Source organism: Carbonicoccus niuqiaonis, from assembly GCF_050157065.1.
Taxonomy (GTDB): domain Bacteria; phylum Actinomycetota; class Actinomycetes; order Propionibacteriales; family Propionibacteriaceae; genus Avipropionibacterium.
On record NZ_CP189573.1, the window covers coordinates 439,493 to 463,683 of the forward strand.

Below are 24,191 nucleotides of genomic sequence, written 5' to 3' on the forward strand. Positions count from 1 at the left end.
TCATGGCGTGGACGCGGGACGAGATGGCCGCCCGGGCGGCGGCCGAGCTGGTGGACGGGTCGTACGTGAACCTCGGCATCGGCATGCCCACCTTGGTGCCCAACCACATCCCCAACGACGTCGAGGTGGTGCTGCACTCGGAGAACGGCCTGCTGGGGGTCGGCCCCTACCCGTACGAGGGTGAGGAGGATCCCGACATGATCAACGCCGGCAAGGAGACCGTGACCCTGCGGCGGGGTGCTTCGGTGTTCGACTCGGCCACCAGCTTCGGGATGATCCGTGGCGGCAAGATCGACGTCGCCATCCTGGGGGCGATGCAGGTGTCGGCCCGCGGCGACATCGCCAACTGGATGATCCCGGGGAAGGTGATCAAGGGCATGGGCGGCGCGATGGACCTGGTCAGCGGGGCGCGGTCGGTGATCGTGCTGATGGAGCACGTCGCGCGCGACGGGTCGTACAAGATCGTGAACGAGTGCTCCCTGCCCTACACCGGTCGCGGCGTGGTGCAACGCATCATCACCGACCTGGGCGTGTTGGAGGTCACCGACGACGGGCTCGTGCTGGTCGAGACGGCGCCCGGTGTCAGCGCCGACGAGATCGCCAGCAAGACCGAGCCGCCCGTACGCACCTCCTGACGCCCGGGGGCGACTCGACGGGGGGCGGGTGTCCACGGCCGGCGCCGGCGATTCGCTGTGGTTGGCCGTGGTCTGTAGCGTGGACGACAGCTGATCGCGACTCCTCAGGGACTGGTGACGGCGGGGGGCATGGAACCCCTCCAGACTTGATTCCCGCGGCGCGAGCGTGGCGGGTACAACACCAATTCCGACTCTGACTCGAAGTGGAGCGCCATGTCGCCATCCGCCACCGCTGCCCGCAGCAATCCCGTGACCGCCGCATACACCGCGCTGTCGCTCGAGGTCCGCACGATGGGCCTGCTCAACCGGACCCGGCTGTTCTACGTTGGCCTGTTCGGGGCGCTGCTGGTCGCTCTCGGTGGTGCGATCACCGGCTTCGTGTTGCTGCAGGATTCGTGGTTCCAGCTGTTGATCGCAGCGGCGCTCGGCATCGTGTTCACCCAGTTCGCCTTCCTCGGCCACGAGGCGTCGCACCGGCAGATCATGAAGTCCGGCCCGGCGAACGACCACATCGGCCGGATCCTGGCCACGTTCTTCGTCGGCATCAGCTACTCGTGGTGGATGAACAAGCACACCCGGCACCATGCGAACCCCAACAAGGTGGGCAAGGATCCCGACATCGAGCCCGACACCTTCACCTTCTACGAGGAATCGGCGGCGACCCGACGCGGCCTGATGGCCTGGTTCACCCGGCGGCAGGGCTGGTTCTTCTTCCCGCTGCTGCTGCTGGAGGGCATCAACCTGCACGTGGCGTCGGCCCGGGGCCTGTTCGCCCGGGGCAAGGTGAAGGGCCGCGCGCTGGAGCTGACCCTGCTCGGGGTTCGGTTCGCCGCCTACTTGGCCGTCATCTTCTGGGCACTGCCGCTCGGGATGGCATTCGCGTTCCTCGGGGTGCAGCTCGCCGTGTTCGGGGTCTACATGGGTGCCTCGTTCGCGCCGAACCACATCGGCATGCCGATCGTCCCACGCGATGCGAAGCTCGACTTCCTCAACAAGCAGGTACGGACCTCCCGCAACGTGTCCGGTGGCTGGTGGATGACGGTGCTGCTCGGCGGACTGAACTACCAGATCGAGCACCACCTGTTCCCGAGCATGCCGCGGCCGCACCTGCATCGGACCCGCAAGCTCGTGATCGCGCACTGCGAGGCCAACGATGTCCCTTACGTGGAGAACTCGCTGCCCCGTGCCTGGGGCATCGTGGTCGCCTACCTGAACCGGGTCGGGCTCGCGGCCCGCCACTCGTTCCACTGTCCGGTGGCAGGCCAACTCGGCCGCTGAGTCACCGACAGTCCTCGCCACCCGCGCTGGCGGGCCGTACGCTCACGGCCATGGTGGGCGTCGACGAACTGCGTACCGAGGTGTCGACCCGGGCCGATCGACTCGGTCTGCCCCGCTGGCCGGCACCCCGTCCCCCGATGGCGTCGCCGCGCGACGAGGAGTACTCCCGCGTCACCGAACCCGGGCGCTACCGGATCGTGCACGAGCGCGCGAGGATCTGGACCCAGGCGCTGACCGAGGTGCTCGACGTCACCGCCAGCCAACTCGCTCCGGGCACCTGGCAGGGGCTCGGCTCACTGGACCATTTCGATCGTGGGGTGCGGCTGTCGGCCGCATTGCCCGGCACCCTCGACCTCGTGTTGCTGGAGCTGGATGTCGTGCCGTTCGGCGGACCGGCCGGCGCCGTCCTGCCGGTGCTCGGCATCAGCGCTGATCGGCCCGACGTCAGTGTCACGGTGCAACCCGACTGCGGCTGCGATGCCTGCGACTCCGGCTCGGCCGACCTGCTGGCGGCCATCGATGAACCGATCATGGCGCTGATCGGCGGGCCGTACGTCATCCTGCACGCCGAGCGGTGGCACGCACAGTGGCACCCCGGGGGAGGCCAGTCGAGCAGCGACGGCGACGGCCCCGACCACCGGGAGCTCATGCAGCTGTGTGTCAGGTTAGCCGCCGGGGAGTCCGTCGAGCTGCCCCACGACGCCACCGCGCTGATCGGCCGGAGCTGGCTGTCGAGTCACTGACCGTTCGGCGGCCCGGTGCGCTGGCACAGTCTGGGCGACAACATTTCGCGCAGACCGTTGACGTGCGTCCCGCATCGTAATACTTTCCAGCAAACGGTTGCACGCCCCTCAGGCGGGTGTCACTCGGTCGATGATGCGGGACCGGCCGAATGCCGTGGGCGACTCTGGAGAGGATGATCATGGCGAGGATGGAGCTGTCGCGGCGAGCGATGCTGGGTGGTTTGGCCGGGGTGGCCGGGGCTGCGGCACTGGCGGCCTGTCAACCGTCCGGTGGGTCGGGTGGCACGGGCGGGACGGGGGGTTCCGGTCGGGCCGCGAGTGGGTCGTTCACGCCCCCGGCGTACGTACCGTTCGAGGGAATCACCCCCGATCTGCCCGGAACCGAGGACGGTGTCTCGCCCGGCTTCCTGAGTTTCCCGAACCCGGTGATCGCGCGCGACGGGTTCCCGTTGCCCGACACCGAGCCCGTCACTGCCCTGATGCAGAACGCTCCGCCCCACATTGCTCCCGAGAAGAACCCCGCCTACGAGGCCTTCCGTCGGGACGCGGGCAACGCGATGAACGCGACCACGATCATCTCGACCGAGTACAAGGACAAGTACACGGTGACGATCGCGGGCAACGAGATCCCCGACTTCATGATGATGGAGGTCGTGCCGCAGTTCCCGAGTCTGCTCGAGAAGTACTTCACCGACCTGACTGACGTGCTGGGTGGCGACGGGGTGAAGGCGTACCCGGCGTTGGCGAACATCCCGACGCCGACGTGGCAGATCCCGACGATCAACGGTCGCCTGTGGGGCATCTCGCAGCCGCGGCCGCCGGCCGGACGGATCCTGTCGACCCGCGGTGACCTGCTGGAGGCCAAGGGCCTGCCGGCCAATCCGGAACCGGCCGACGGCGCGGAGTTCGTGGAGTTGCTGGCGGCGCTGACCGACAAGGGCCAGAACCAGTTTGCCCTCGGTGCTGACCCGGTCGGCTGGGTTCTGCGCGGCGTGCTCGAGATGATGGGCGCGCCCAATGTCTGGGCCATGGACGGGGACACCTTCGTCAGCCAGATCGCGTCGGAGCAGATGAAGGACGCCCTCAACGAGACCGGCAAGATCGTCCAGGCGGGCTATCTCCACCCCAACTCGTTCTCCGACCCCGGCCAGAACGGGGCCTGGTGGACGGCGGGCACCACGGCCATGATGTTCCAGGGGTTCACCGGCTGGGGCACCTTCGCCCGCCAACACCCCGACTGGAAGGTCGGCTACGTCCGGCTGCCCACGTGGGACGGCAGTGCGAAGGCGTCGATCTACCGGAGTCAGGCCGGCTACTACTCCTTCGTGGGGATCAAGAAGCAGTCCAGCGACAAGCGGCTGGAGGAGTTGCTGAAACTGGCCGACCTGATCGCGTCGCCGTTCGGCACCCAGCAGTTCCTCGACGTGAACTACGGCGCCGAGGGCGTCACCTACGAGATGAAGGACGGCAACCCGGAGTTCCTCGAGAACGCGTCGGACAACACGATCAAGGGTTGGCCCTACCTGGGCGGCAACGCCCAGGCGGTGCTGTTCGCCCCCGGTCAGGACGACCTGATCAGGGCGCAGCACACCTACCTGAGCGAAGTGATGACTGAGGGCGTCGACGACGCCTCGAACGGCCTCTACTCCGAGACCTCGGTCACCAAGGGTGCCACGTTCGGTTCCAAGATGAAGGACGTGCAGCGGGCCGTCATGTTGGGCGAGAAGCCGATGTCGGAGTGGGAGTCGTTCGTGGCCACCTGGCAGTCCGAGGTGGGCGACACGATGGCGGCCGAGTACGCCGAGGCAAAGGCCAACTCCTGAACCACCCCCGGCCCCGCCACCGCCACGATCGACGTGCCGGTGGCGGGGCTCGGTCACGTCCGGCCCAGTGGGAATAGTCCGAGCCCTCCATGCCTTGAGTCGATGACGCTCAACTCTCGTGGCGCCATGAAACGACGTGGAAGGACTTCCTCATGGACTCGGCAACCCGACTCCCCGTACTCTTCCTGACCGACCAGGTGGTACTCCCCGGCATGGTCGTGCCGTTGGAACTGGATGATGCGGCTCGTACGGCCATCGACACGGCCCGGGCGCACTCTGACGAACAGCTCATCGTGGCCCCGCGACTCGAGGACCGCTACGCCTCGTACGGCGTCGTCGCCCGCGTGGTGCAACTCGGCCGCACCCGGGTCGGCACCCCGGCAGCGGTGATCCGCGCCGAGAAGCGGGTCCGGATCGGCTCCGGGGTCTCCGGCCCCGGCAGCGCGCTGTGGGTGGAGGCGACCGTCGTCGACGCGCCGGACGCCGATGACGCCCGCGCAGCCGAACTCGCCGACGAGTACCGCTCGCTCGCGATCGCCCTGCTGCAACGACGCGACGCCTGGCAGGCGATCGACACCATCAACCGGGTCACCGACCCGTCCGCACTGGCCGACCTGGCCGGGTACAGCCCGTGGCTGAAGGACGACCAGCTGCGCGAACTGCTCGAGACCCCCGAGGTCATCGCGCGGTTCGAGCTGTTGATCACCTGGACCCGGGAGCATGCCGCCGAGACCGAGGTGAACGAGGCGATCGCCGACGACGTCCGCGAGGGCATCGAGAAGGGGCAGCGGGAGTACCTGTTGCGGCAACAGCTCGCCGCGATCCGCAAGGAGCTCGGCGAGGGCGAGCCCGACGGCGCCGACGACTACCGCACCAAGGTGACCGAGGCCGACCTGCCCGAGAAGGTGCGGGAGGCCGCGCTGCGTGAGGTCGACAAGCTGGAACGTGCGAGTGAGCAGAACCCCGAGGCCGGATGGATCCGGACCTGGCTCGACACCATCCTCGACCTGCCGTGGCAGGTGACGACGACCGACTCGACCGACATCGTCGCCGCCCGTGAGGTGCTCGACGCCGACCACCACGGCCTCGACGACGTGAAGGACCGCATCGTGGAGTACCTGGCCGTGCGGGCCCGGCGTGCCAACCGCGGGCTGCAGGTCATCGGGGGTCGTGGCTCGGGTGCCGTGCTGGCGCTCGCCGGACCGCCCGGGGTCGGCAAGACCTCGCTGGGCGAGTCGGTGGCCCGCGCACTGGGACGCACGTTCGTCCGGGTCGCCCTGGGTGGCGTGCGCGACGAGGCCGAGATCCGGGGCCACCGGCGGACGTACGTGGGTGCGCTGCCGGGGCGGATCGTGCGCGCCATCAGCGAGGCCGGGTCGATGAACCCGGTCGTGCTGCTGGACGAGGTCGACAAGATCGGCTCGGACTTCCGGGGCGACCCGGCGGCCGCCCTGCTCGAGGTGCTCGACCCGGCGCAGAACCACACGTTCCGCGACCACTACCTCGAAGTCGATCTTGACCTGTCCGACGTGGTGTTCCTGGCGACCGCCAACGTGATCGAGAACATCCCGCAGCCGCTGCTGGACCGGATGGAACTGATCACCATCGACGGCTACACCGAGGACGACAAGATCGCGATCGCCCGCGACTTCCTGCTCCCACGGCAGTTGGAGCGTACGGCGTTGGGCTCCGACGAGGTCGAGTTCACCGAGGATGCGTTGCGTGAGATCGCCGCGAACCACACTCGTGAGCCCGGCGTTCGGCAGCTGGAACGCCTGCTGGCCAAGGCGTTGCGGAAGGTGGCGACCACGTTGCCGACCGACACCGACGAGGCGAGCGAGCCGGTGGTGATCACCGAGGCGAGCCTGAAGGACTACCTGGGGCGGCCACGGTTCACCCCCGAATCGCACGAGCGGACCTCGGTGCCCGGTGTTGCGACCGGTCTCGCGGTGACCGGGCTCGGTGGTGACGTGCTCTACATCGAGGCCAACACCACCGAGGGCAAGCCGGGTCTCACGCTGACCGGACAGCTCGGTGACGTGATGAAGGAGTCCGCCCAGATCGCCTTGTCGTACGTGAAGGCGCACGCCGACACGTTGGGGATCACCGACACGTCAGTCCTTGATCAGCACCTGCACATCCACGTGCCGGCCGGGGCGGTGCCGAAGGACGGCCCGTCCGCGGGCGTCACCATGGTGACCGCGATCGTGTCGATGGCGCTGGGCCGGCCCGTGCGATCCGATGTCGGGATGACCGGTGAGGTCACGCTGAACGGTCGGGTGCTCCCGATCGGTGGCGTGAAGCAGAAGCTGCTCGCCGCGCAGCGGGCCGGGCTGACCACCGTGTTCGTGCCGCAGCGCAACGAGCCCGACCTGGACGACGTCCCCGACGAGGTCCTTGCCGCGGTTGAGGTGCAGCCGATGAGCGACGTCGCCGTGCTGGTCCGCCGGGCCCTCGGGCTCGGCGAGGCCGAAACGGCGTCCGAAGCGGGGCCCGCGGCCGCCTGAGGCCGGATCCGTCGTAAAAGTGGGCGCCACAGCGACACAGGTGGACGTGAGCTCCACGGGTGTCGCTGTGGCGCCCTTCGTCACGGGAGCGCCGGCGGATTCAGCCGGCCAGCAGGTCGCGGAGCCCGATCGGCGGCCGGCCGGTGATCTCGGCGACCGTGTCGGTCGGCCCGTCCAGTTCGCCGGCGGCAATCGCGGTGTAGGTGCTGACCCAGGCGTCGTACTGCCACTGCTCGGCGGGCCAGCGCAGCCGTGACTGGTACGCCTCCTCGATCGTCTCGTCGTGGAAACGGACGGTCCGGCCGGTCCGTTCGGTGATGATGGCAGCTGCCTCGGTGAGGGTGAGGGCTGCGGGCCCGGTGAGGTCGTGGGTCACGTTGCGGTGCTGTGCCGGACGGGTGAGCACCTCGGCCGCCACCGCGGCGACGTCGGCCTGGGCCACCGCCGCGACCCGACCGTCCCCGGCAGGGCCGCGGATCACGCCGTCGTCGCCGGCCAGCTTCGGCAGGAAGTCGAGGTAGAAGTTGTCGCGCAGGAAGGTGTGCGCGATGTGTTCGTGGCGCCGGATGTGTTCCTCGGTGGCGAAGTGGTCGCGCGCCAGTGTGAACGTGGCGGTCGGCGAGGCCCCGAAGAACGACAGGTAGACCAGATGCTCGACGCCGGCATGGGCGGCCGCGTCGACGAAGTCGAGGTGCTGCTCCAACCGGTCCACCGACTCGGCGGCCGACACCATGAACACCACCTCGGTGCCGGTGAGCGCCTCGCGCACCGCCGACCGGTCACCGTACTCGGCCTGCGCCACCGTCGCACCGGGCAGGTCCGGTGCCCGGCTCGGGTCACGCACCAGCAGGCGCAACGGCAACCCACGCGCCGCCAGCGTGCGGGCGACCATGCCGCCCACCACGCCGGTGCTCCCGGTGACGGCGATCGGTGATGTGCTGCTCATCGGACCTCCTCGGGTGGCCTTCCGAGGCAGACTAGCGGCACGATGATGAGCAACCAGGACGCACTCTTGACGGTGCGTGCGCCGACCAGATTCACGATGTCGTTCTCGAATCCAGCCGTGGGCAGGTAGTTCCACGATGCCGCGGCCACCAGCATCCGATGACTCCCGGAGTGCACGAGGGGGAGCTCTGGTGGCGGTGTCCCGCCGAGGACGGGCCGGGCGTTCGTCAACGGGTCCCGCTGTGAACACGCGATCAGTACAGAGGCGTCCGGCGAAATCGGGGTGGTGATGGTGGGCTGACCCCGTTTTGTAGGTCCGGTGGTTCTGGGAGTCGTCCTGTCGCCCGTGGTTGCGGGCAGGGAGACTGGTCAGATCATGTCGAACATCAGGAAGCGTCACACCCCGGAGCAGGTCGTCCGCAAGCTCGGGCAGGCCGACAGGATGCTCGCCGACGGCAGCGACATCGCCGCGGTGTGTCGGGAGCTTGGGATATCCGAGCAGACGTATTACCGGTGGCGTAACCAGTACGGCGGACTGAAGGCCGACGACGCGAAGCGTCTCAAGGAGCTGGAGAAGCAGAACGCCACGCTCAAGCGATTGCTGGCCGAAGCGGAGCTGGAGAAGGCCGCGCTCAAGGAGCTGGCCGAGGGAAACTTCTAGGCCCGGGCAGGCGCCGCGCCGCCGTCTCGCACCTGATCAGGACACTGCAGGTGAGCGAGCGGATGGCGTGCCGTCTGGCCGGGCTGAGCAGGTCCGCGTACCGTCGCCCGCTCAAGGGCGACACGGTCGCCGACCCTGATCGCGCGTTGCGAGACTGGCTGCGCGCGTGGGCGAAGAAGCATCCCCGCTACGGGTACCGGCGGGCGTATCACGACGCCCGGGGTGAGGGCTGGGCGGTGAACCACAAGAAGATCCAAGGCCTCTGGCGAGCCGAAGGCCTCCGCGTCCCGCAGCGGCGACGCCGCAAGCGTGTCGGATCCTCGACCGTCGACGCCCCGGCGGCGGTCGCACCGAACCTCGTATGGGCGGTGGACTTCCAGTTCGACGCCGACGAGCGGGGCTGCCCGATCAAGATCTGCTCCATCGTCGACGAGCACACCCGCGAATGCATCGGCGGGCTCGTGGAGCGGTCGATCACCGCCGACCGGCTCACCGCCCACCTCGAAGAGCTCGTCGCCGTCCGCGGAGCACCGGGTGTGCTCCGCAGCGACAACGGGCCCGAGTTCATCAGCGACGCGATGGCCGACTGGGCGGGTACCCGCACCGGCCTGCCTGTTCTACATTCCGCCCGGCTCGCCCTGGCACAACGGATACGTCGAATCGTTCAACAGCCGCCTCCGCGACGAGTGTCTCAACATCAACAGCTTCTACTCACTGCTGCACGCTCAGGTCGTGATCGGCGACTGGAAGACCGAGTACAACCATCAGCGTCGGCACTCATCGCTCGGCTACCTACCCCCGGCCGAGTACGCTCGGCAGTGCACCCATCAAATCGAAACCGACGACTCACAGAGCGACCGGACCGAATGAAGGGGGCGGCCCAATCTGGGCGGTCGTCGATGAGCAGACCCGACGATTCGGTGCAGTTGGCCGCGCGCCGCAGACCGATAGCGGCTGCAGTGGGCGTAGCTGCAGCGCTACTGCTCCAGGCATGCACGGCAGGAGGACTAAGCACAGATCCACCCTCGTCGGCCGCAGGCGCACCCAGTAGCGCCGCTACCGTGGGGTCGCCCTCCCCGACGTCGCCGCCGACCCGCCCTCCGTCCACGGCGCCGCCCCCATCGATCTCGCCGACCACACTGCCTCCCTCGTCGGAGGCATCACCGAGCTCACCCACAGCCTCGTTCTCAGCCCAGGCGGTCGCAGTCATCCGACAGGTGCCACCCGAGCAGTGGCAACGTATGACCGACGCAGGCATGGTCCGCCCAGGCTGTCCAATTACCCGCCGCGACCAGCTCCGGCGCGTCGATATCCGCTTCCACGACTTCGACGGCAAGATCCAGCGCGGCCATCTGATCGTTAACGCCGACGTAGCGCCCTCCATCGCCCGCATCTTCGCCGAGCTGTACGAACAAAAGTTTCCGATCGAACGCATGCAAGGTGTCGAGGCCTACGACGGCGATGTCAACGACAGCTTGGCCGACAACAACACCTCCGCCTACAACTGCCGCCGACCAGATCAGACCAATTCACCCGTTGCTCAGTCGCCGCACGCCAACGGACGAGCGATTGACATCAACCCCGTCCAGAATCCCTGGCGTGACCGCAGGTGCGCTTGCTGGTCGCCGTCAGCGCGAAACGCGGATCGGACCGCTGGGCCGGGAAAGATCTTGAAGAACGGTCCCCTGTGGCAGAGCTTCGATCGAGAAGATTGGATCTGGCAGAACATCGATGTCCCCGACTACATGCACTTCGACACCGGTTACCCCTCCGTACCATTCGACCGTTGAGGTTGAGACTGGCCGTCAACGGGCTGTCGTAGCTCGGGCCGTCGAGCATGGCCATCAGGATGCGGGAGCGCGTCGGGTCGGCCGAGTCGGTTCATGACAATTGCCCGCAAACCGGGGCCTTTCCACCTCCTCTGGCGCGCTGGCGGACCGCGATCCACGCACTCTCGCCCCTGTGCCGACGACGAAGAGAAGGGGCGCAGAGAGTCGGCGCCTAGAGTTGCTTGGCACCATGCAGATGCGCCGCTAGCGAACCCTGGCTCGCCAAACCCGGCCGACTGTCCGACCATCGTTCGAACGCGCACTGGAGGACCGCCCCATGAATCGCTCGATCTCCCCGCGACTGCTGCGCCTCGTCGTCGCCTCGGCGCTCCTGCTCGGCATCGCACTCGTTGGCTGCGCAGCCCCCTCTTCCGAGCCTGGCCCGACGCCGGTCGCCAGCCCGACGGGCGCCACGAAGCTCCTCGCCGAACACGGCTTGACCGGCCTTGACGCGGCGCAGATCATCGCGCGTCTGGATACGATGCCCGTGGCGGATCGTCCGGCCGACCTCATCGGATCCGTGCGACCAGACGTCCTTGTCCTCACCGACGCGTCCGGGAATGAGGCCCGACTGCCAATGCCCGCGGACAAGGTGTACATCTCGGTCGCGCCCTACCGCGAGCAGACGCACGAGTGCTACTTCCACAGCTTGACGACGTGCCTGGGCGAGCTTGGCGACCAGGAGGTCCGTGTCGTGCTCACCGCCAGTGATGGAGAAGTGCTGGTGGACAAGGTTCGCCGGAGCTATGACAACGGCTTCGTCGGACTCTGGGTCCCACGCGGCATCGAAGCGACCCTCACGATCGAGCACGAGGGCCAGGCGGGCACGGCAGACATCTCCACGATGGAAGTGGACAACCCGACCTGCATCACTACGCTCCGGGTGGTCTGAGGGCGGGCCCCGGCGCGGCGCAGCCACCACCAGCGATGGGCCGCACGCGAGAATCGCCCGTGGCCGCCCAGGAAACCCTGCCATCAGACCTTCCGATGTCTCGGAAGTCATCTCACTCCGCACCTGCTGAAGCAACGGACGTGTCGCGTGGCGCGGTCAGTTTCGCCGGCGGCGGGTGAGGCGAAGAGGAGGCTGTGGATCGGATCGACCGCGGGGCCGAGGAGGGGGCGGCGGAGTCGTAGACACCGCTCAGGATGAAGCCGGCCACGGCTATGGCGAGTGAGGTCATTTCGTCTGCCCACACTTCATACCGTCTAGACGGCACTCAAATGGCCGACCTGTTTACCGGTGACGAGCACGTCGAAGTCGAGGTCACCTGGAGCATCTACCAGCAGATGATCATCGCCTACCGCGAACCCGACCCAACCCGAGGCCGGCGAGCTGACGACCACGCTCACCGAGTCGATCAGCCAGGGTGTCCGCGCCGCGTAGAGCGGGGTCATCACGCTCGGCCGGACGCTGAAGAAGTGCGCCGCCGACGTGCTGGCCTACTTCGACCGCCCCGGCACTAGCAGCGGACCGAGCACACTCCCGCCGTGGCGATGGGATACGCCACCGGGGTATGCTGTGATGTGTGGTGACCGCGACTTATGAACCCGGGCGCAGTCACTGGTGGCAGCTGACCGTCTTTGCGGCGCTGCTGATCGTCGGTCTCCTCGGAATGCACGCGCTGGCCAGTGGGCCCATGGCAGCGAGTGCCCAGACATCCATGACCTCGTCGGGACACGCGTCCCCGGCGTCGCCGGGCATGAGCGAAGCGGCGGCCCCCGCCTCCGTGCCGATGACGTCCGGATCGCACGGCGTGGTTCACGGCACCGGCGGATGCGCGGATGCCATGAGCAGCGGTGGCGGCTCCACCTGCGTCTCCGTGCCGACCGGCAAGAGCATCTCGGCCCTCCCAACCTCACCACCGGCGAGCCTGCCCGAACCCGTCCCCGCGGCCTGGACCACGCCGCCGCCCGAGACACCCCGCCGGTTCGCGCTGTCGCACCTGGAGCTGTCGATCTATCGAACGTGATCGGCAGCGAGCGCCGACCTGGCGCTCCTCGCCCGCCTCGGCGGGCCCTTGACCCTGCCGAATCCGCGACGGCATCACGCCCCGGGCACTGGCCTTCTCAGAGGCCTTTGCAGCCCTGCGGCTCGATGCCGTGACCCCGCTCACCATCGACACAGAAGGACATCGTCACCCATGCATTCCAACCTGAACCGCCGCCAGTTCCTCGCCGCCGGCGCACTGACCCTCACCGCCGCAGGACTCGCCGGCTGCAGCTCCAGCACCACCAGCAAGACGACCTCGTTCGTCAAACCCGGCGGCGCCGCGGTTACAGCGGCCGAGGTGAAGCGCCGCCGCACCGGAGCCGTCGTGCAGCGCGCGCTGACCGCCGAGCCCGTCACCCTCGACCTCGGCGGAAAAACTGCCAAGACCTGGGCCTACCGCGGAGCATCGGCAACCGAGCCGCTGCGCGGAAACGTCGGCGACACCCTGAAGGTCGCCCTCACCAACAACCTCCCCGACCCGACCAGCGTGCACTGGCACGGGCTCGCCCTGCGCAACGACATGGACGGCGTGCCGAACCTCACTCAGCAGGCCGTCGGGCCGGGCGATGCCTTCGCCTACGAGTTCACTCTTCCCGAGCCGGGCACGTTCTGGTTCCACCCGCACGTCGGCGTGCAACTCGACCGCGGCCTGTACGCGCCGCTTATCATCGGCGACCCCAACGAGAAGGCCGACTATGACAAGGAATGGGTCATCGTCCTGGACGACTGGCTCGACGGCGTCACCGCGACGCCCGATGAGGTCCTCGAGGAGCTGAGCCAGGGCATGATGGACCACGGCGGCACAGACATGGGGCCGATGCGGATGGGCAACACCCTGATGGGCGCGACCTCGCCGCTGCTCGGCGGCGACGCTGGCGACGTCTACTACCCGCTGTACCTGATCAATGGCCAGCCGGCCAACGACCCGCAGACCTTCGCCGCCAAGCCAGGCGAGCGGATCAGGCTCCGGATCATCAACGCCGGCGGCGACACCGCCTTCCGATTCGGCGTCGCCGGGCACCCGCTCACGATCACCCACTCCGACGGCTTCCCCGTGGAACCGCACGAGGCTGAGAGCGTCGTCCTCGGCATGGGCGAGCGCTACGACATGGTCATCACCGCCGGCGACGGCGCGTTCGCCGTCATCGCCGAGGCGCTCGGCAAGCAGGACCAGGCCCTCGCCGTCCTGCGCACAGGATCAGGTTCCGCCCCGTCGAAGGACGCGAAGCTTCCGCAGACGAAGGACCCCGCCACAGCGGCCGACCTGAATGCCTCGGCCCGAGTCGCTCTGCCCAAGCGCACCGTCGACCGCACCTTGGTGCTCGAGCTGACCGGGAGCATGGAGAAGTACGACTGGGCGATCAACGGCAAGCGCATGGACATGGCAGAGCCAATGCGCGACGCCCTCGGCCTCGTCGAGGGAGAGCGGATCGCGCTCGAGTTCAAGAACTCGACCACGATGTGGCATCCCATGCATCTGCACGGGCACACCTACCAGCACCCCGGCGGCGGGCCCCGCAAGGACACCTCAATCGTCCTGCCCGGCAAGACGCTGCGCGTCGAGTTCGACGCCGACAATCCCGGCCGATGGCTCAGCCACTGTCACAACGTCTACCACGGAGAAGCCGGCATGATGACCACGATCGCCTACCAAATGTCCTGATCCGCGTTCAGTGGGAGAACCATCCGACTTCAGCCGAGGTGGACGAGTGAATATGGCTCTGCGATGACAACCTCACTAGCCTGCATGGCCCCGCGACCCGGCGGGAACTCAGACTCAAGGAATGGATGCAACACCACTAATCGTGGAGGTGTTGCTCAATGGCTCGACAGGTCGCGCCAGAGGAATTTTGGACCGTGTTGCGGGCTGGTGCCCGGGTGGCGGATGCGTCCCGTTCGGTCGGGGTGTCAGGCTTCACCGGCTATCGATGGGTCGCTGAGGCAGGTCCGGCACCCCCGGCCCATCCGGCGGCGACGGCCTCCTGCATCGCCGCGATCGCGTCGTCGTAGCGACCCAAGTTCTCGTACTCATCGGCCAGCTCGGACGCCAACTCGGACACTCTGGCAGTTCATCTCGTCCGACGCCGGCCCGGGACAAGGCCAGGGCATCCTCGAGCGCGGCGGCCAGTGTGGCTGGGTCCCGAGGCCGAGCCCTCTCGGCCTGGTCGAGTCGATCGATCACGGTCATCAGATTCGGGGCCTGTGCCATGACCGCGACGGTAGCGGTTCGATGCGGAATACTGAACCGATGCCAACCCACGGGTCCGCCGGAGACCGACATCGCCCGGGTGCGCCGCTGGTGCGCCGACCGGGTGCCCGAGCACGCACTGCACCAGGTGCGAGTCGAGTGCGAGGCCACACCGCGGCACCTGACGATCGTGGAACGGCGTGCGCCGTGGCGTGAGGACTACGGTCCGGAGTGGACCACCATGCCCGTTGCGCGGCTGCGCTACACCAAGACGACAGCGTTGTGGTCGCTGTACTGGCGCGACCGAAACCTCCGCTTCCACAACTACGACCTAGCCGAGCCATCAGCTCGCATCGACGACCTGCTCGATGAGCTCGATCGCGATCCCACCTGCATCTTCTGGGGCTGACCGCCACGATGTGTCCTCGGCCCCAGTTCTGCTTCGGTCCGGCCGCCGCTGGGTGTGAGGGGTAGACAGGTGAAGCGAGCCAGTTGCATTGGCGGTGCGCAACGTCTGGGACTATCCCCGGAGGCTGCTGATCCGCTGGGCCATGCGGGCAGCAGATGCCCATGCGGCACAGGCGAGGACGCCAGCGGACACGGCGAGCAGGATTGTCCACATCATGCGGAGTGTTGCTCGGCCGGAGAGCATGTAGATCCCACTGCCCTCCAGTCCGTAGAGCCAGACCATCACGGCTCGGAGCTGGTCAGCGGTGACCCAGCCGACGATGGCACCGGCGACGGTCAGGGCGGCCACCGCAGCCATTCCCCTGGGGCGTGGGTGGAGCGGTGTCCCGGTGACTGATCTGGCCACGACCGGCGCGGGCGTGGCAAAGCCCCACTGATCGGCCTTCCTCTCTGATCTCAGCGCGCGTTCCCACAGCCCGAGCTGGGCGAGCCCGAGCCCAAGGAAGACACACGCTCCTCCCACGAACGCGACGCGATCCTCTGACCCGAACGCGTACAGGACTGCGGCCGCTGTCGGGACTGCTGCACGATCTGGTGACAGTTGGGTCAACTTGTCGAGGCCGGCCTGTCGGCGTCGGCGGTGGTAGGTGCTTTCAATCCAACTCACGATCGCGATCCGGAGCTCCTCGCGGGTGGCCCAGCGGCGCCGGTCGAGGACGTTGTTCTGCAACAACGCGAAGAACGACTCCATGGCGGCGTTGTCGCCGGCAGCGCCGACCTGACCCATCGATCCGACCAGGTCGTTGCGGTTGAGGGCGTGGACGAATTGCGGGGAGCCGAACTGGGCGAGCTCAACCGGTGGAAGCAACACCTGATCGGAGGGTGTTGTGGGACGACCATCGGTTGGATGAGGGAGGTGACCGGGCTCTATAAGAATGAATACATCAAGCCCGATGGGCCGATCAAGACCTGCTCGAGGTCGAGTTCCTGACCGCGGAATGGGTCGACTGCTACAACCAGGACTGGCTCCACTCCACCCTGGGTCAAGTGCCAGCGGCGGAGTACGAGCAGAACCACTACGATCACCTACTGACCGTGCTCCAGCCGGAGCCGGCCTTCATATAACCGACCGGTACGAAACCCGTGATGCTTCAGGCCTTCATCCGGTCCCGATGGAGTAGCCCACGATCCGGTTCGAGACGACGTCCTTGACCGCGCAAAAAGGTAGACTTGCCCTCATCGGTGCGGTGCTCGGTGATGTCGGGCAGCCACAACTGGTTCGCCATGACAGCAGAGAAGTCGCGCTCGACCAGGTCGTCTTGGACCGGCGGTCCGGGCCGCTTGCCGTTCTTGCCACGCTTTTTCCCGAACACCGAGCACCACTGGTTGTCGCGGCACAGCCGCCACGCGGTTCGCTCACACATGAGCTCGCCGGCAGCCCGGCCTGACCGGCCAGGAACCGGTAGCCGAACTCGGGATCATCATGGTGCGCGTCGAGCAGGGCGTCGGCCCGATACGCCTCGACTACTTCAGCGGAGGTGAGCTGTGATGACGCCACCGGCCGTAGGGGCACGTGAGCGCTTCAGGACCCGCAACGACACCGCGACGGGGCCGTCGACAGCGAGCTCACTCACGAGCGGGTAGAGCCTTTTCCTGGCAGTTCGGCTGCGACAGATACGGCGCCACAGATCATGTGTCACCTATCGTGCAGCAGTCCCGGTTCGCGGTGGCGCGGTGTGTGCAGGTATGGGTTTCCGGAAGCGCGGGGGCTGGCGACGGCTGCACTCATCTGTGGCGCAGGGGGTCTGGCGACGGAACCGCCACCACAGCGCAGCGACCAGCAACATGACTGAGGCTGCTGCGAGGAGGGGTTGGATCGGTTCGAAGTACGTGAGCGCGCCAGCTGTGCCTAGCAGGATCAGCACGATCTTGTTGCAGACGGGGCAGCCGATGGCTAGGAAGCCGGCAACTCCGCCGAGCCCGCCTGCCCGGGAGCCGGGGGCCCGGGCCGGCGGCCGCGTCCACGGCAGATAGCTGGCGATCAAAACCCCCGAGAGCAGCGAAGTAACCACCCAGACCGGGTAGGACCACCACGTCGGCGGTACGTCGCGGGTGAACCAGGGGGTGTCGATGAGGTCGGTGGGTACACCCATGGCGACGGCGACGCGCGCAGCTGCAGCCAGGCTAGCGAGGGCTGCGCGACGATGCCGCAGCGCGGCCGTGGGGGTCGTTGAGGTCGACCTGGGTCGTCGGCTCATGAGGGGTCCTTTGGTGTGAGGGTGGGCGGGGTCGACCGGCCGTTGGTGTGGCCACCCAGGTCGACGAGGTCGGTAGCGTCGGCGAACCGTGGCGGCGGCGAGGGTGGCGATGGTTTGGTTGGGTGCGCTCGTGCGCGTGCCAGGACGAGTGCGACGATCACTGTTCCTACCGCGAGCGTGGCGACGACTGCGAGATCGGGTACCGAAGTCGACCAGGAGGTCACCGCGGACTCGGCGCGGAACTGGTCGTCGATGCTGAGCACGCCGCCGAGGTTGGCGGTTCCGCTGGTGGCAAGCAGCAGGACGCCGAGAGCGATGAAGATCAGTCCGGACACCAGGGAGGTGAGGGTGGTGGTCGCCGGGCCGAGCCGGATGGGGCGAGGCCGCAGCCACGTGCGTCGGCCGAGGTCGAAGCGTTGCCACACCACCGACAAGACGATCACTGGCAGCACCATCCCCAAGGCGTAGACCGCGAGCAGGGTCCCGCCGTAGAGCGGATTGCCTCCGACCGCGGCCACGGCGAGGACGGAGCCCAAGATGGGGCCAGAGCAGACTCCCGCGATGCCGTAGACGGTGCCGAGAACGTAGACCGCGCCAGACGACGTGGCCTGCCCCCCGCTCCGACCACGGGCGCGCTTGCGGCCTGGCACCGGCAGTCCGATCCCGAGCACCTGCATGGCCCCGAACACGATGATGATGATGCTGGCAACGATCACCACGGCTTCGCGGTTCGCAGAGAAGAAGAACCCAAGGGTCGAGGCCGCGACGCCGAGCGGGACCAGGGTCGTGAGCAGACCCACCCAGAAGAGCAGGGTGCGGCCGATAATGGTGCGATCGCTGGTGAAGGCGTAGGCGAAGAATGACGGCAGCAGTACCGCTGAGCAAGGGCTGAGCAGGGTCAACACACCGCCCAGCAACGCTCCGGCGTATCCGATGTCCATGACTGGGTCCGGACTCAGGCCGCAGCGGCGAGCCGCTCGATCTTCTCGACGAAGACCTCGGCCGGCTGCGCTCCGATGATTGCCTCGTCGTTGATGAGGAACGTTGGGGTGCCGGTCATACCGAGCGACCGCGCTTGGTTCAGATCGCTTTGGATACTCTGCGCTATCTCAGGATCGAATCGGTCACGTTCGAAACGCTGGAGATCGGCTACGCCGGCCTGCTTGGCGAAGGCGGTGATGGTCTGATCATCGAGGTCGAGATGGCCGCGTTCGGGGGCGTTGTCGAACACCACGGTGTACCACTGCCAAAACCTGCCTTGCTCGGCGGCCGCGCGACCGGCCATCGCTCCGGCCATGGATTCCTCGCCGAAGACCGGGAAGTCGCGCCATTCGATGCGCAACGTTCCGTCGTCGATGTAGCGCTGGAGGTCGGGCTTGATATCGCGTGCGAAGACGCCGCAGAACGGACAACGGAAATCGGCGTACTCGATCATCACGACCGGGGCGTTGACTGCTCCCACCGCCAACGGGTCTCCGTCGACGCGACGGGCCAAATCAGCCAAGGTGCCGCCGGCTGTGCCGTCGGAGGGTCGGGTGGTTTGGGTGGCGGGCGCCGACGTGACCGTGGGAGCGGTGGCTTCGAGATCTCGCTGTCGAGTGAGTGAGGCTGCCGCCAATACTGCGACGACGGCGAGGACGGCGACGACGATCAGAACGGGGGTTCGGGACTTCATGGTCGGGTTCGACTCCTGGGACGGACGAGCAGGCACCGGCCGACCGAGGTGATCGGCACCACGGACGGTATATGTCCGTACAAATCGCCCAACGGTCGGCACGTGACAGTGGTTCCCGCCAACGCCGAGTGGGGCGGGCGACTGGTCAGAGACGCACGTAGGACCAGCCCTCAGCTTGGCGCCGTGCGAGATAGGTGACCGCCGCTGACACGACGACTCCGGTCGAGACGGTGTCGGGATCGATGCGGGCTCCACGCAAGCTGTTAGCACACAGGATCACGCGTGCGTGGCTGTCGGCGATCATGTCAACCGCTGGCCTGCCGCGGTCGTCGATGGCAATCGCGGCGAGCGGGCCTTGGACGATGACCTCGATGGGGCAGTCCAGTTCGGCGCGGGCGTTGCGGGCGACGACCGCGGCCCGGCTCAGGGCCTCGGTCTCCCCCATCACGTGCAGCAACAGTCCGGGTGGGTCGTCGGGTCCAGGGGTGGGGCTGGGTGTCGGGGCGGTATTGGTTGTCATCGCTTGCCGTCCTCGACGGTTCCGACCGAAAGTTGGTAGCCCCTCAGCGGGGAGAACTGAGCCCGGATGCGGAAGCGGTCGGCGCGGATGAGGGTTTCACGCCATTCGACAGGTCGGTCGTTGAAACATCCGAGCCGGTGGATCGCGAACGCGGCCGCTCCCGGCGCGGACCCCAACTGGGGAGCGTTCGAGCCGTCAAGGATCACGGCGTCGATTTCTTCTGACCCGCCCTGGGGGCGACCTCCGCAGCGACGATCGAGCTCGTCATACAGCGCGGTGTGGGTGAAGTCTGCCTGGAGTATCGCCGCTGCGAACGTGGCAGGTAGCCACACTCTGTCGAGTGCGAGCGGCTCGTTCGCAGCCAGCCGTAGCCGTGACAGATGGACCAGTTCGGTGGTGGCGGGCAAGCCCAGTTGGGTTGCCGCTGCCGGGTCGGTGACGCTCTCGAGGGCTAGCACTTCGCTACGTTGCACCATGCCGGCGGCTTCCACCGACGCAAAAAGACTGTAGAGGCCTCCCAACGGTTGTTCGATCCGCGGGGCCAACACTCGCGGGCTACGCCCCCGGTCAGCGCTGACAATCCCGGCCTCACGCAACGACCGCAACGCCATCCGAACGGTCTGCCGACTGACGTGGTATTCCTCAGCGATCGTCAGTTCGCCCGGAAACGCATCGTCGAACTCCCCGGTCTCGATCCGGCGGGTCAGGTCGTCGCCGAGCTGGGACCACAATGGGACCTCGCATGAACGCTGGAGGACGGCAGGACCAGTCCGCGGGACAGTGATGACCACGAGGGCCAGACTAGAACGAGTCTGCCGTGGGGCTGCCGGGACGGCAGCGTCGCCGTCGGCTGCGGGCCGGCTCGGCCGGTGCGACCTTGTCATGTCGGCGCCCACAGCGTCTTGGTGGTCATGAACACTGCGACGAGCACCAAGAGCCCTGCCAGGGCCTGATTGAGTCGCCGCGCAGGTAGTCGTGCGCTGAGGCGTTTGCCGATCAGCGAGGCCGCCACCGCGGCCACAGTGAACGGGATGATGTCGCCCCAGGAGAATTCGTTCACCCCGGCGCGCGCGAGCAGCGACACCCCGGAGTTCACCGCGATGATCAGCAGGGAGGTTCCGACCGCGACCGGGGTGGGAAAGCGCAGGATCAAGATCAACGCCGGCACGATCACGAACCCGCCGCCCACCCCGAGGAATCCGGTGAGGAAGCCGACCACCAGGCCGGCCAGAACCACCTGGACGACCACTGTGGCCGACTGCGCGAAGGGCGCCTGGTCTGCGTTCTGGCCTTCCGTTGTTCCAGGTCGGCGCCGCGACTTGAGGAACATGGCCGTGGCGCTGATGAGCATCAACCCGGCGAAGCAGATGATCACCACTTCCTCACTCACCTGGCGGTTGAGCACTGAACCACCCACGGAGGCGAGGATCCCCGCCGCACCGAAGCCCAGGCCGGCGCGCCATCGCACCATCTCGTCGCGGTGGTAGGCGATCGCGCTGATCACCGAGGTCACCCCGACGATGAACAGGCTTCCGGTGGTCGCTGCCTGCGCCGACTCACCGAGCACGAAGATCAATGTCGGCACCGCGAGCACCGATCCACCGCCACCGAGCGCTCCCAACGCCACCCCGATCAGCAACCCCAGCGCCACAGCCCAGACCACGCTCACACCACAACCCCCGGATGTCCGTCGTCGGTCACCAGGAGATGACCAGCGGCCTCCCAGGCCTGCATCCCGCCGGTCAGATTGCTCACGCTGATGCCCTGCGCGGCGAGCGTCACCGCGGCTGTCTGCGATCGCCGACCGCTGCGGCACACCGTGATGACCGCGCGATCGGCGTCAAGGTTCAGGTCGGACACATCGCCCCCGGTGATCAACGACGCGGGCACGTGGCGGGCCGGACGGGCATGACCGGCCGTCCACTCCTCCATCTCACGGACGTCGAGGAGAGCCGCTCGGCCCGCTTCGACCTCCGTCAGCGCATGGTCGGGGTCGATCTCGGGGATCTCGTTGTGGGACTGGTTCATCAGTTCACCTCTCGTCGACTCGACGTGACGGGCAGGCTCCGCACGCCCCTTGCCTGCCGACCATTATGTACGTACATTTGCCAGTATGGAAGTCGGCCACCCCGACTGCCTCCGTCATCGAGGAGTCCGCCATGTCCACCGCCATCCATCACGATGTCGTGATTGTCGGAGGCGGCAACGCCGGAATCTCGGTAGCTGCCCGGCTCCGCCGGGCCGGTGTTGACGACATCGGGCTGATCGAGCCGAGCGAGCGGCACTTCTACCAACCGCTGTGGACGTTGGTGGGCGGTGGTTGCGCGTCGGCGAAGTCGACGTTCCGACCAGAAGCCGGCGTGATCCCGAAAGGTGTCGCGTGGATCAAAGACAACGCCGACGACATCGACCCTAATGAGCGGTTGGTCCACACTCGTTCGGGTGCGCAGGTGAGCTACGACCATCTGGTAGTCGCCCCAGGGATCCAGCTCGACTGGGACAAGGTTGACGGCCTGCCTGAGGCATTGGTGACCAAGGACGTGTCGTCGAACTACTCGTTCGATCTGGCGCCTCGGACGTGGCGCAACATCGCAGCGCTGCGCCGGGGGCGGGCGATCTTCACCATGCCATCGGGTCCGATCAAGTGCGCGGGAGCACCACAGAAGATCGCCTACCTTGCGGCCGACTACTGGCGGCGCGAAGGGGTCCTCGATGCGATCGAGATCGTGCTGGTGCTGCCGACACCGGGCATGTTCGGGGTGCCGGTGTTCTCCCAGGAGCTCGAGCGTGTGGTGGAGCGCTACGGCATCAATGTCCGGTTCTCCAGCGAGGTCACCTCGATCGCCGCCGACCAGCGTCGCGTCACCGTGACCGACAACACCTCGAAGACGACCGAGGACCTTGGCTATGACCTGCTGCATGTGGTGCCGCCGCAGTCTGCACCGGACTGGCTGAAGCAGACGCCCATGGCTGCTGATGTGCCGCAGGGGTGGGTCGAGGTGGGCAAGCACTCGATGCAGCACGTCCGTTATCCCGAGGTCTTCTCCCTCGGCGATGCCTGCTCGACCCCCAATTCCAAGACCGGCGCGGCGATCCGTAAGCAAGCACCGGTGCTGGTGGAGAACCTGATCGCCGCTCGCAAGGGTCGGACAGGGTCGGCGTCCTACGGCGGCTATGCGTCGTGTCCGTTGACGACCGCCCGCGACAAGATGCTGCTGGCTGAGTTCGACTACACGATGCAGCCTGCTCCCTCGATCCCGCTGATCGACACCACTCACGAGCGCCGTGACATGTGGTTGCTCAAGAAGTACGGGCTGCCCGCCTTGTACTGGAACGCCATCCTCAGCGGCCGCGCCTGAGCGTCCCCCTGGTCCATCCGCCTCCGCCGGTCGACGTCGACCTCCGCACCGTCATCGCCCGACTCCCCCCGAAAGGAACCCAAAGTGCTCACCCTGCCGGCCGACTACCACCAACCCGGAGTGGGCTGACCCCGTTTTGTAGGTCCGGTGGTTCTGGGAGTCGTCCTGTCGCCCGTGGTTGCGGGCAGGGAGACTGGTCAGATCATGTCGAACATCAGGAAGCGTCACACCCCGGAGCAGGTCGTCCGCAAGCTCGGGCAGGCCGACAGGATGCTCGCCGACGGCAGCGACATCGCCGCGGTGTGTCGGGAGCTTGGGATATCCGAGCAGACGTATTACCGGTGGCGTAACCAGTACGGCGGACTGAAGGCCGACGACGCGAAGCGTCTCAAGGAGCTGGAGAAGCAGAACGCCACGCTCAAGCGATTGCTGGCCGAAGCGGAGCTGGAGAAGGCCGCGCTCAAGGAGCTGGCCGAGGGAAACTTCTAGGCCCGGGCAGGCGCCGCGCCGCCGTCTCGCACCTGATCAGGACACTGCAGGTGAGCGAGCGGATGGCGTGCCGTCTGGCCGGGCTGAGCAGGTCCGCGTACCGTCGCCCGCTCAAGGGCGACACGGTCGCCGACCCTGATCGCGCGTTGCGAGACTGGCTGCGCGCGTGGGCGAAGAAGCATCCCCGCTACGGGTACCGGCGGGCGTATCACGACGCCCGGGGTGAGGGCTGGGCGGTGAACCACAAGAAGATCCAAGGCCTCTGGCGAGCCGAAGGCCTCCGCGTCCCGCAGCGGCGACGCCGCAAGCGTGTCGGATCCTCGACCGTCGACGCCCCGGCGGCGGTCGCACCGAACCTCGTATGGGCGGTGGACTTCCAGTTCGACGCCGACGAGAGCGGGGCTGCCCGATCAAGATCTGCTCCATCGTCGACGAGCACACCCGCGAATGCATCGGCGGGCTCGTGGAGCGGTCGATCACCGCCGACCGGCTCACCGCCCACCTCGAAGAGCTCGTCGCCGTCCGCGGAGCACCGGGTGTGCTCCGCAGCGACAACGGGCCCGAGTTCATCAGCGACGCGATGGCCGACTGGGCGGGTACCCGCACCGGCCTGTTCTACATTCCGCCCGGCTCGCCCTGGCACAACGGATACGTCGAATCGTTCAACAGCCGCCTCCGCGACGAGTGTCTCAACATCAACAGCTTCTACTCACTGCTGCACGCTCAGGTCGTGATCGGCGACTGGAAGACCGAGTACAACCATCAGCGTCGGCACTCATCGCTCGGCTACCTACCCCCGGCCGAGTACGCTCGGCAGTGCACCCATCAAATCGAAACCGACGACTCACAGAGCGACCGGACCGAATGAAGGGGGCGGCCCAAT

Annotated in this window: 20 protein-coding genes and 4 pseudogenes; 14 read left to right on the forward strand and 10 right to left on the reverse strand. The window is 67.3% G+C overall.

What is annotated here, in order from left to right:
- Window positions 1-2: 2 nt before the first annotated feature.
- From ACQBAU_RS01945 to lon, 5 genes are all read left to right on the forward strand, one after another.
- Entirely contained in the window at window positions 3-635 is a 633-nt protein-coding gene (locus tag ACQBAU_RS01945) for a CoA transferase subunit B (protein ID WP_465256347.1), read from the forward strand.
- 213 nt (window positions 636-848) lie between these two features.
- Entirely contained in the window at window positions 849-1,913 is a 1,065-nt protein-coding gene (locus ACQBAU_RS01950; protein ID WP_465256348.1) for a fatty acid desaturase family protein, read from the forward strand.
- A gap of 50 nt (window positions 1,914-1,963) precedes the next feature.
- A complete protein-coding gene (locus tag ACQBAU_RS01955; protein ID WP_465256349.1) occupies window positions 1,964-2,656 on the forward strand; it encodes a DUF6226 family protein in 693 nt (230 codons plus the stop codon).
- A 173-nt stretch (window positions 2,657-2,829) separates the two neighbouring features.
- Window positions 2,830-4,479: a type 2 periplasmic-binding domain-containing protein gene (locus ACQBAU_RS01960; RefSeq protein ID WP_465256350.1), complete on the forward strand. Its 1,650-nt coding sequence runs from the start codon at window positions 2,830-2,832 to the stop codon at window positions 4,477-4,479.
- Window positions 4,480-4,631: 152 nt separating this feature from the next.
- Window positions 4,632-6,986 carry an endopeptidase La gene (gene lon / locus ACQBAU_RS01965; protein WP_465256351.1) on the forward strand — a complete coding sequence of 785 codons (2,355 nt, stop codon included), beginning with the start codon at window positions 4,632-4,634 and terminating at the stop codon, window positions 6,984-6,986.
- A gap of 100 nt (window positions 6,987-7,086) precedes the next feature.
- Here the strand turns inward: lon and ACQBAU_RS01970 are convergent, their stop codons facing one another.
- Window positions 7,087-7,932, reverse strand: a complete 846-nt coding sequence (locus ACQBAU_RS01970) for an NmrA family NAD(P)-binding protein (RefSeq protein ID WP_465256352.1) — start codon at window positions 7,930-7,932, stop codon at window positions 7,087-7,089.
- Between the two features lie 375 nt (window positions 7,933-8,307).
- Between ACQBAU_RS01970 and ACQBAU_RS01975 the strand changes: the two are divergent.
- From ACQBAU_RS01975 to ACQBAU_RS02000, 6 genes and pseudogenes are all read left to right on the forward strand, one after another.
- A pseudogene (locus ACQBAU_RS01975) lies at window positions 8,308-9,462 on the forward strand (IS3-like element ISPfr10 family transposase).
- Window positions 9,463-9,833: 371 nt separating this feature from the next.
- Window positions 9,834-10,382 (forward strand): M15 family metallopeptidase, encoded by a 549-nt coding sequence (locus ACQBAU_RS01980; RefSeq protein ID WP_465257197.1) that lies wholly within the window; start codon window positions 9,834-9,836, stop codon window positions 10,380-10,382.
- A 316-nt stretch (window positions 10,383-10,698) separates the two neighbouring features.
- Window positions 10,699-11,313: a CueP family metal-binding protein gene (locus tag ACQBAU_RS01985; RefSeq protein ID WP_465257196.1), complete on the forward strand. Its 615-nt coding sequence runs from the start codon at window positions 10,699-10,701 to the stop codon at window positions 11,311-11,313.
- 338 nt (window positions 11,314-11,651) lie between these two features.
- Window positions 11,652-11,898, forward strand: a pseudogene (locus ACQBAU_RS01990) (ISL3 family transposase); the annotation flags it as partial.
- A gap of 52 nt (window positions 11,899-11,950) precedes the next feature.
- Window positions 11,951-12,391: a hypothetical protein gene (locus tag ACQBAU_RS01995; protein ID WP_465259436.1), complete on the forward strand. Its 441-nt coding sequence runs from the start codon at window positions 11,951-11,953 to the stop codon at window positions 12,389-12,391.
- Between the two features lie 171 nt (window positions 12,392-12,562).
- Entirely contained in the window at window positions 12,563-14,074 is a 1,512-nt protein-coding gene (locus tag ACQBAU_RS02000) for a multicopper oxidase family protein (RefSeq protein ID WP_465259437.1), read from the forward strand.
- Window positions 14,075-14,333: 259 nt separating this feature from the next.
- Here the strand turns inward: ACQBAU_RS02000 and ACQBAU_RS02005 are convergent, their stop codons facing one another.
- A complete protein-coding gene (locus ACQBAU_RS02005; RefSeq protein ID WP_465257193.1) occupies window positions 14,334-14,471 on the reverse strand; it encodes a hypothetical protein in 138 nt (45 codons plus the stop codon).
- 228 nt (window positions 14,472-14,699) lie between these two features.
- Between ACQBAU_RS02005 and ACQBAU_RS02010 the strand changes: the two genes are divergently transcribed.
- The gene (locus tag ACQBAU_RS02010) at window positions 14,700-15,008 is read left to right on the forward strand and encodes a DUF3024 domain-containing protein (protein ID WP_465259438.1); all 309 of its coding nucleotides are present in this window, start codon (window positions 14,700-14,702) and stop codon (window positions 15,006-15,008) included.
- Window positions 15,009-15,569: 561 nt separating this feature from the next.
- Here ACQBAU_RS02010 and ACQBAU_RS02015 read toward each other — a convergent pair.
- The 8 genes and pseudogenes from ACQBAU_RS02015 to ACQBAU_RS02050 form a co-directional block, all read right to left on the reverse strand.
- A pseudogene (locus ACQBAU_RS02015) lies at window positions 15,570-15,854 on the reverse strand (integrase core domain-containing protein); the annotation flags it as partial.
- Window positions 15,855-16,158: 304 nt separating this feature from the next.
- Entirely contained in the window at window positions 16,159-16,431 is a 273-nt protein-coding gene (locus ACQBAU_RS02020; RefSeq protein WP_465259523.1) for a hypothetical protein, read from the reverse strand.
- Between the two features lie 830 nt (window positions 16,432-17,261).
- A complete protein-coding gene (locus ACQBAU_RS02025) occupies window positions 17,262-18,206 on the reverse strand; it encodes a cytochrome c biogenesis CcdA family protein (RefSeq protein WP_465257191.1) in 945 nt (314 codons plus the stop codon).
- A 14-nt stretch (window positions 18,207-18,220) separates the two neighbouring features.
- Window positions 18,221-18,940 (reverse strand): DsbA family protein, encoded by a 720-nt coding sequence (locus ACQBAU_RS02030; protein WP_465257190.1) that lies wholly within the window; start codon window positions 18,938-18,940, stop codon window positions 18,221-18,223.
- A 145-nt stretch (window positions 18,941-19,085) separates the two neighbouring features.
- Entirely contained in the window at window positions 19,086-19,385 is a 300-nt protein-coding gene (locus tag ACQBAU_RS02035; RefSeq protein WP_465257189.1) for a DsrE family protein, read from the reverse strand.
- A 71-nt stretch (window positions 19,386-19,456) separates the two neighbouring features.
- Window positions 19,457-20,251: a GntR family transcriptional regulator gene (locus tag ACQBAU_RS02040; protein ID WP_465257188.1), complete on the reverse strand. Its 795-nt coding sequence runs from the start codon at window positions 20,249-20,251 to the stop codon at window positions 19,457-19,459.
- A gap of 89 nt (window positions 20,252-20,340) precedes the next feature.
- Window positions 20,341-21,054, reverse strand: coding sequence for a sulfite exporter TauE/SafE family protein (locus ACQBAU_RS02045; protein WP_465259439.1), 714 nt, complete (start codon window positions 21,052-21,054; stop codon window positions 20,341-20,343).
- Window positions 21,055-21,125: 71 nt separating this feature from the next.
- The gene (locus ACQBAU_RS02050) at window positions 21,126-21,488 is read right to left on the reverse strand and encodes a rhodanese-like domain-containing protein (RefSeq protein ID WP_465257186.1); all 363 of its coding nucleotides are present in this window, start codon (window positions 21,486-21,488) and stop codon (window positions 21,126-21,128) included.
- 131 nt (window positions 21,489-21,619) lie between these two features.
- Between ACQBAU_RS02050 and ACQBAU_RS02055 the strand changes: the two genes are divergently transcribed.
- Both ACQBAU_RS02055 and ACQBAU_RS02060 read left to right on the forward strand, forming a co-directional pair.
- Window positions 21,620-22,819 (forward strand): NAD(P)/FAD-dependent oxidoreductase, encoded by a 1,200-nt coding sequence (locus ACQBAU_RS02055; protein WP_465257185.1) that lies wholly within the window; start codon window positions 21,620-21,622, stop codon window positions 22,817-22,819.
- A 204-nt stretch (window positions 22,820-23,023) separates the two neighbouring features.
- Window positions 23,024-24,176 (forward strand): annotated as a pseudogene (locus tag ACQBAU_RS02060) (IS3-like element ISPfr10 family transposase).
- Window positions 24,177-24,191: the final 15 nt, after the last annotated feature.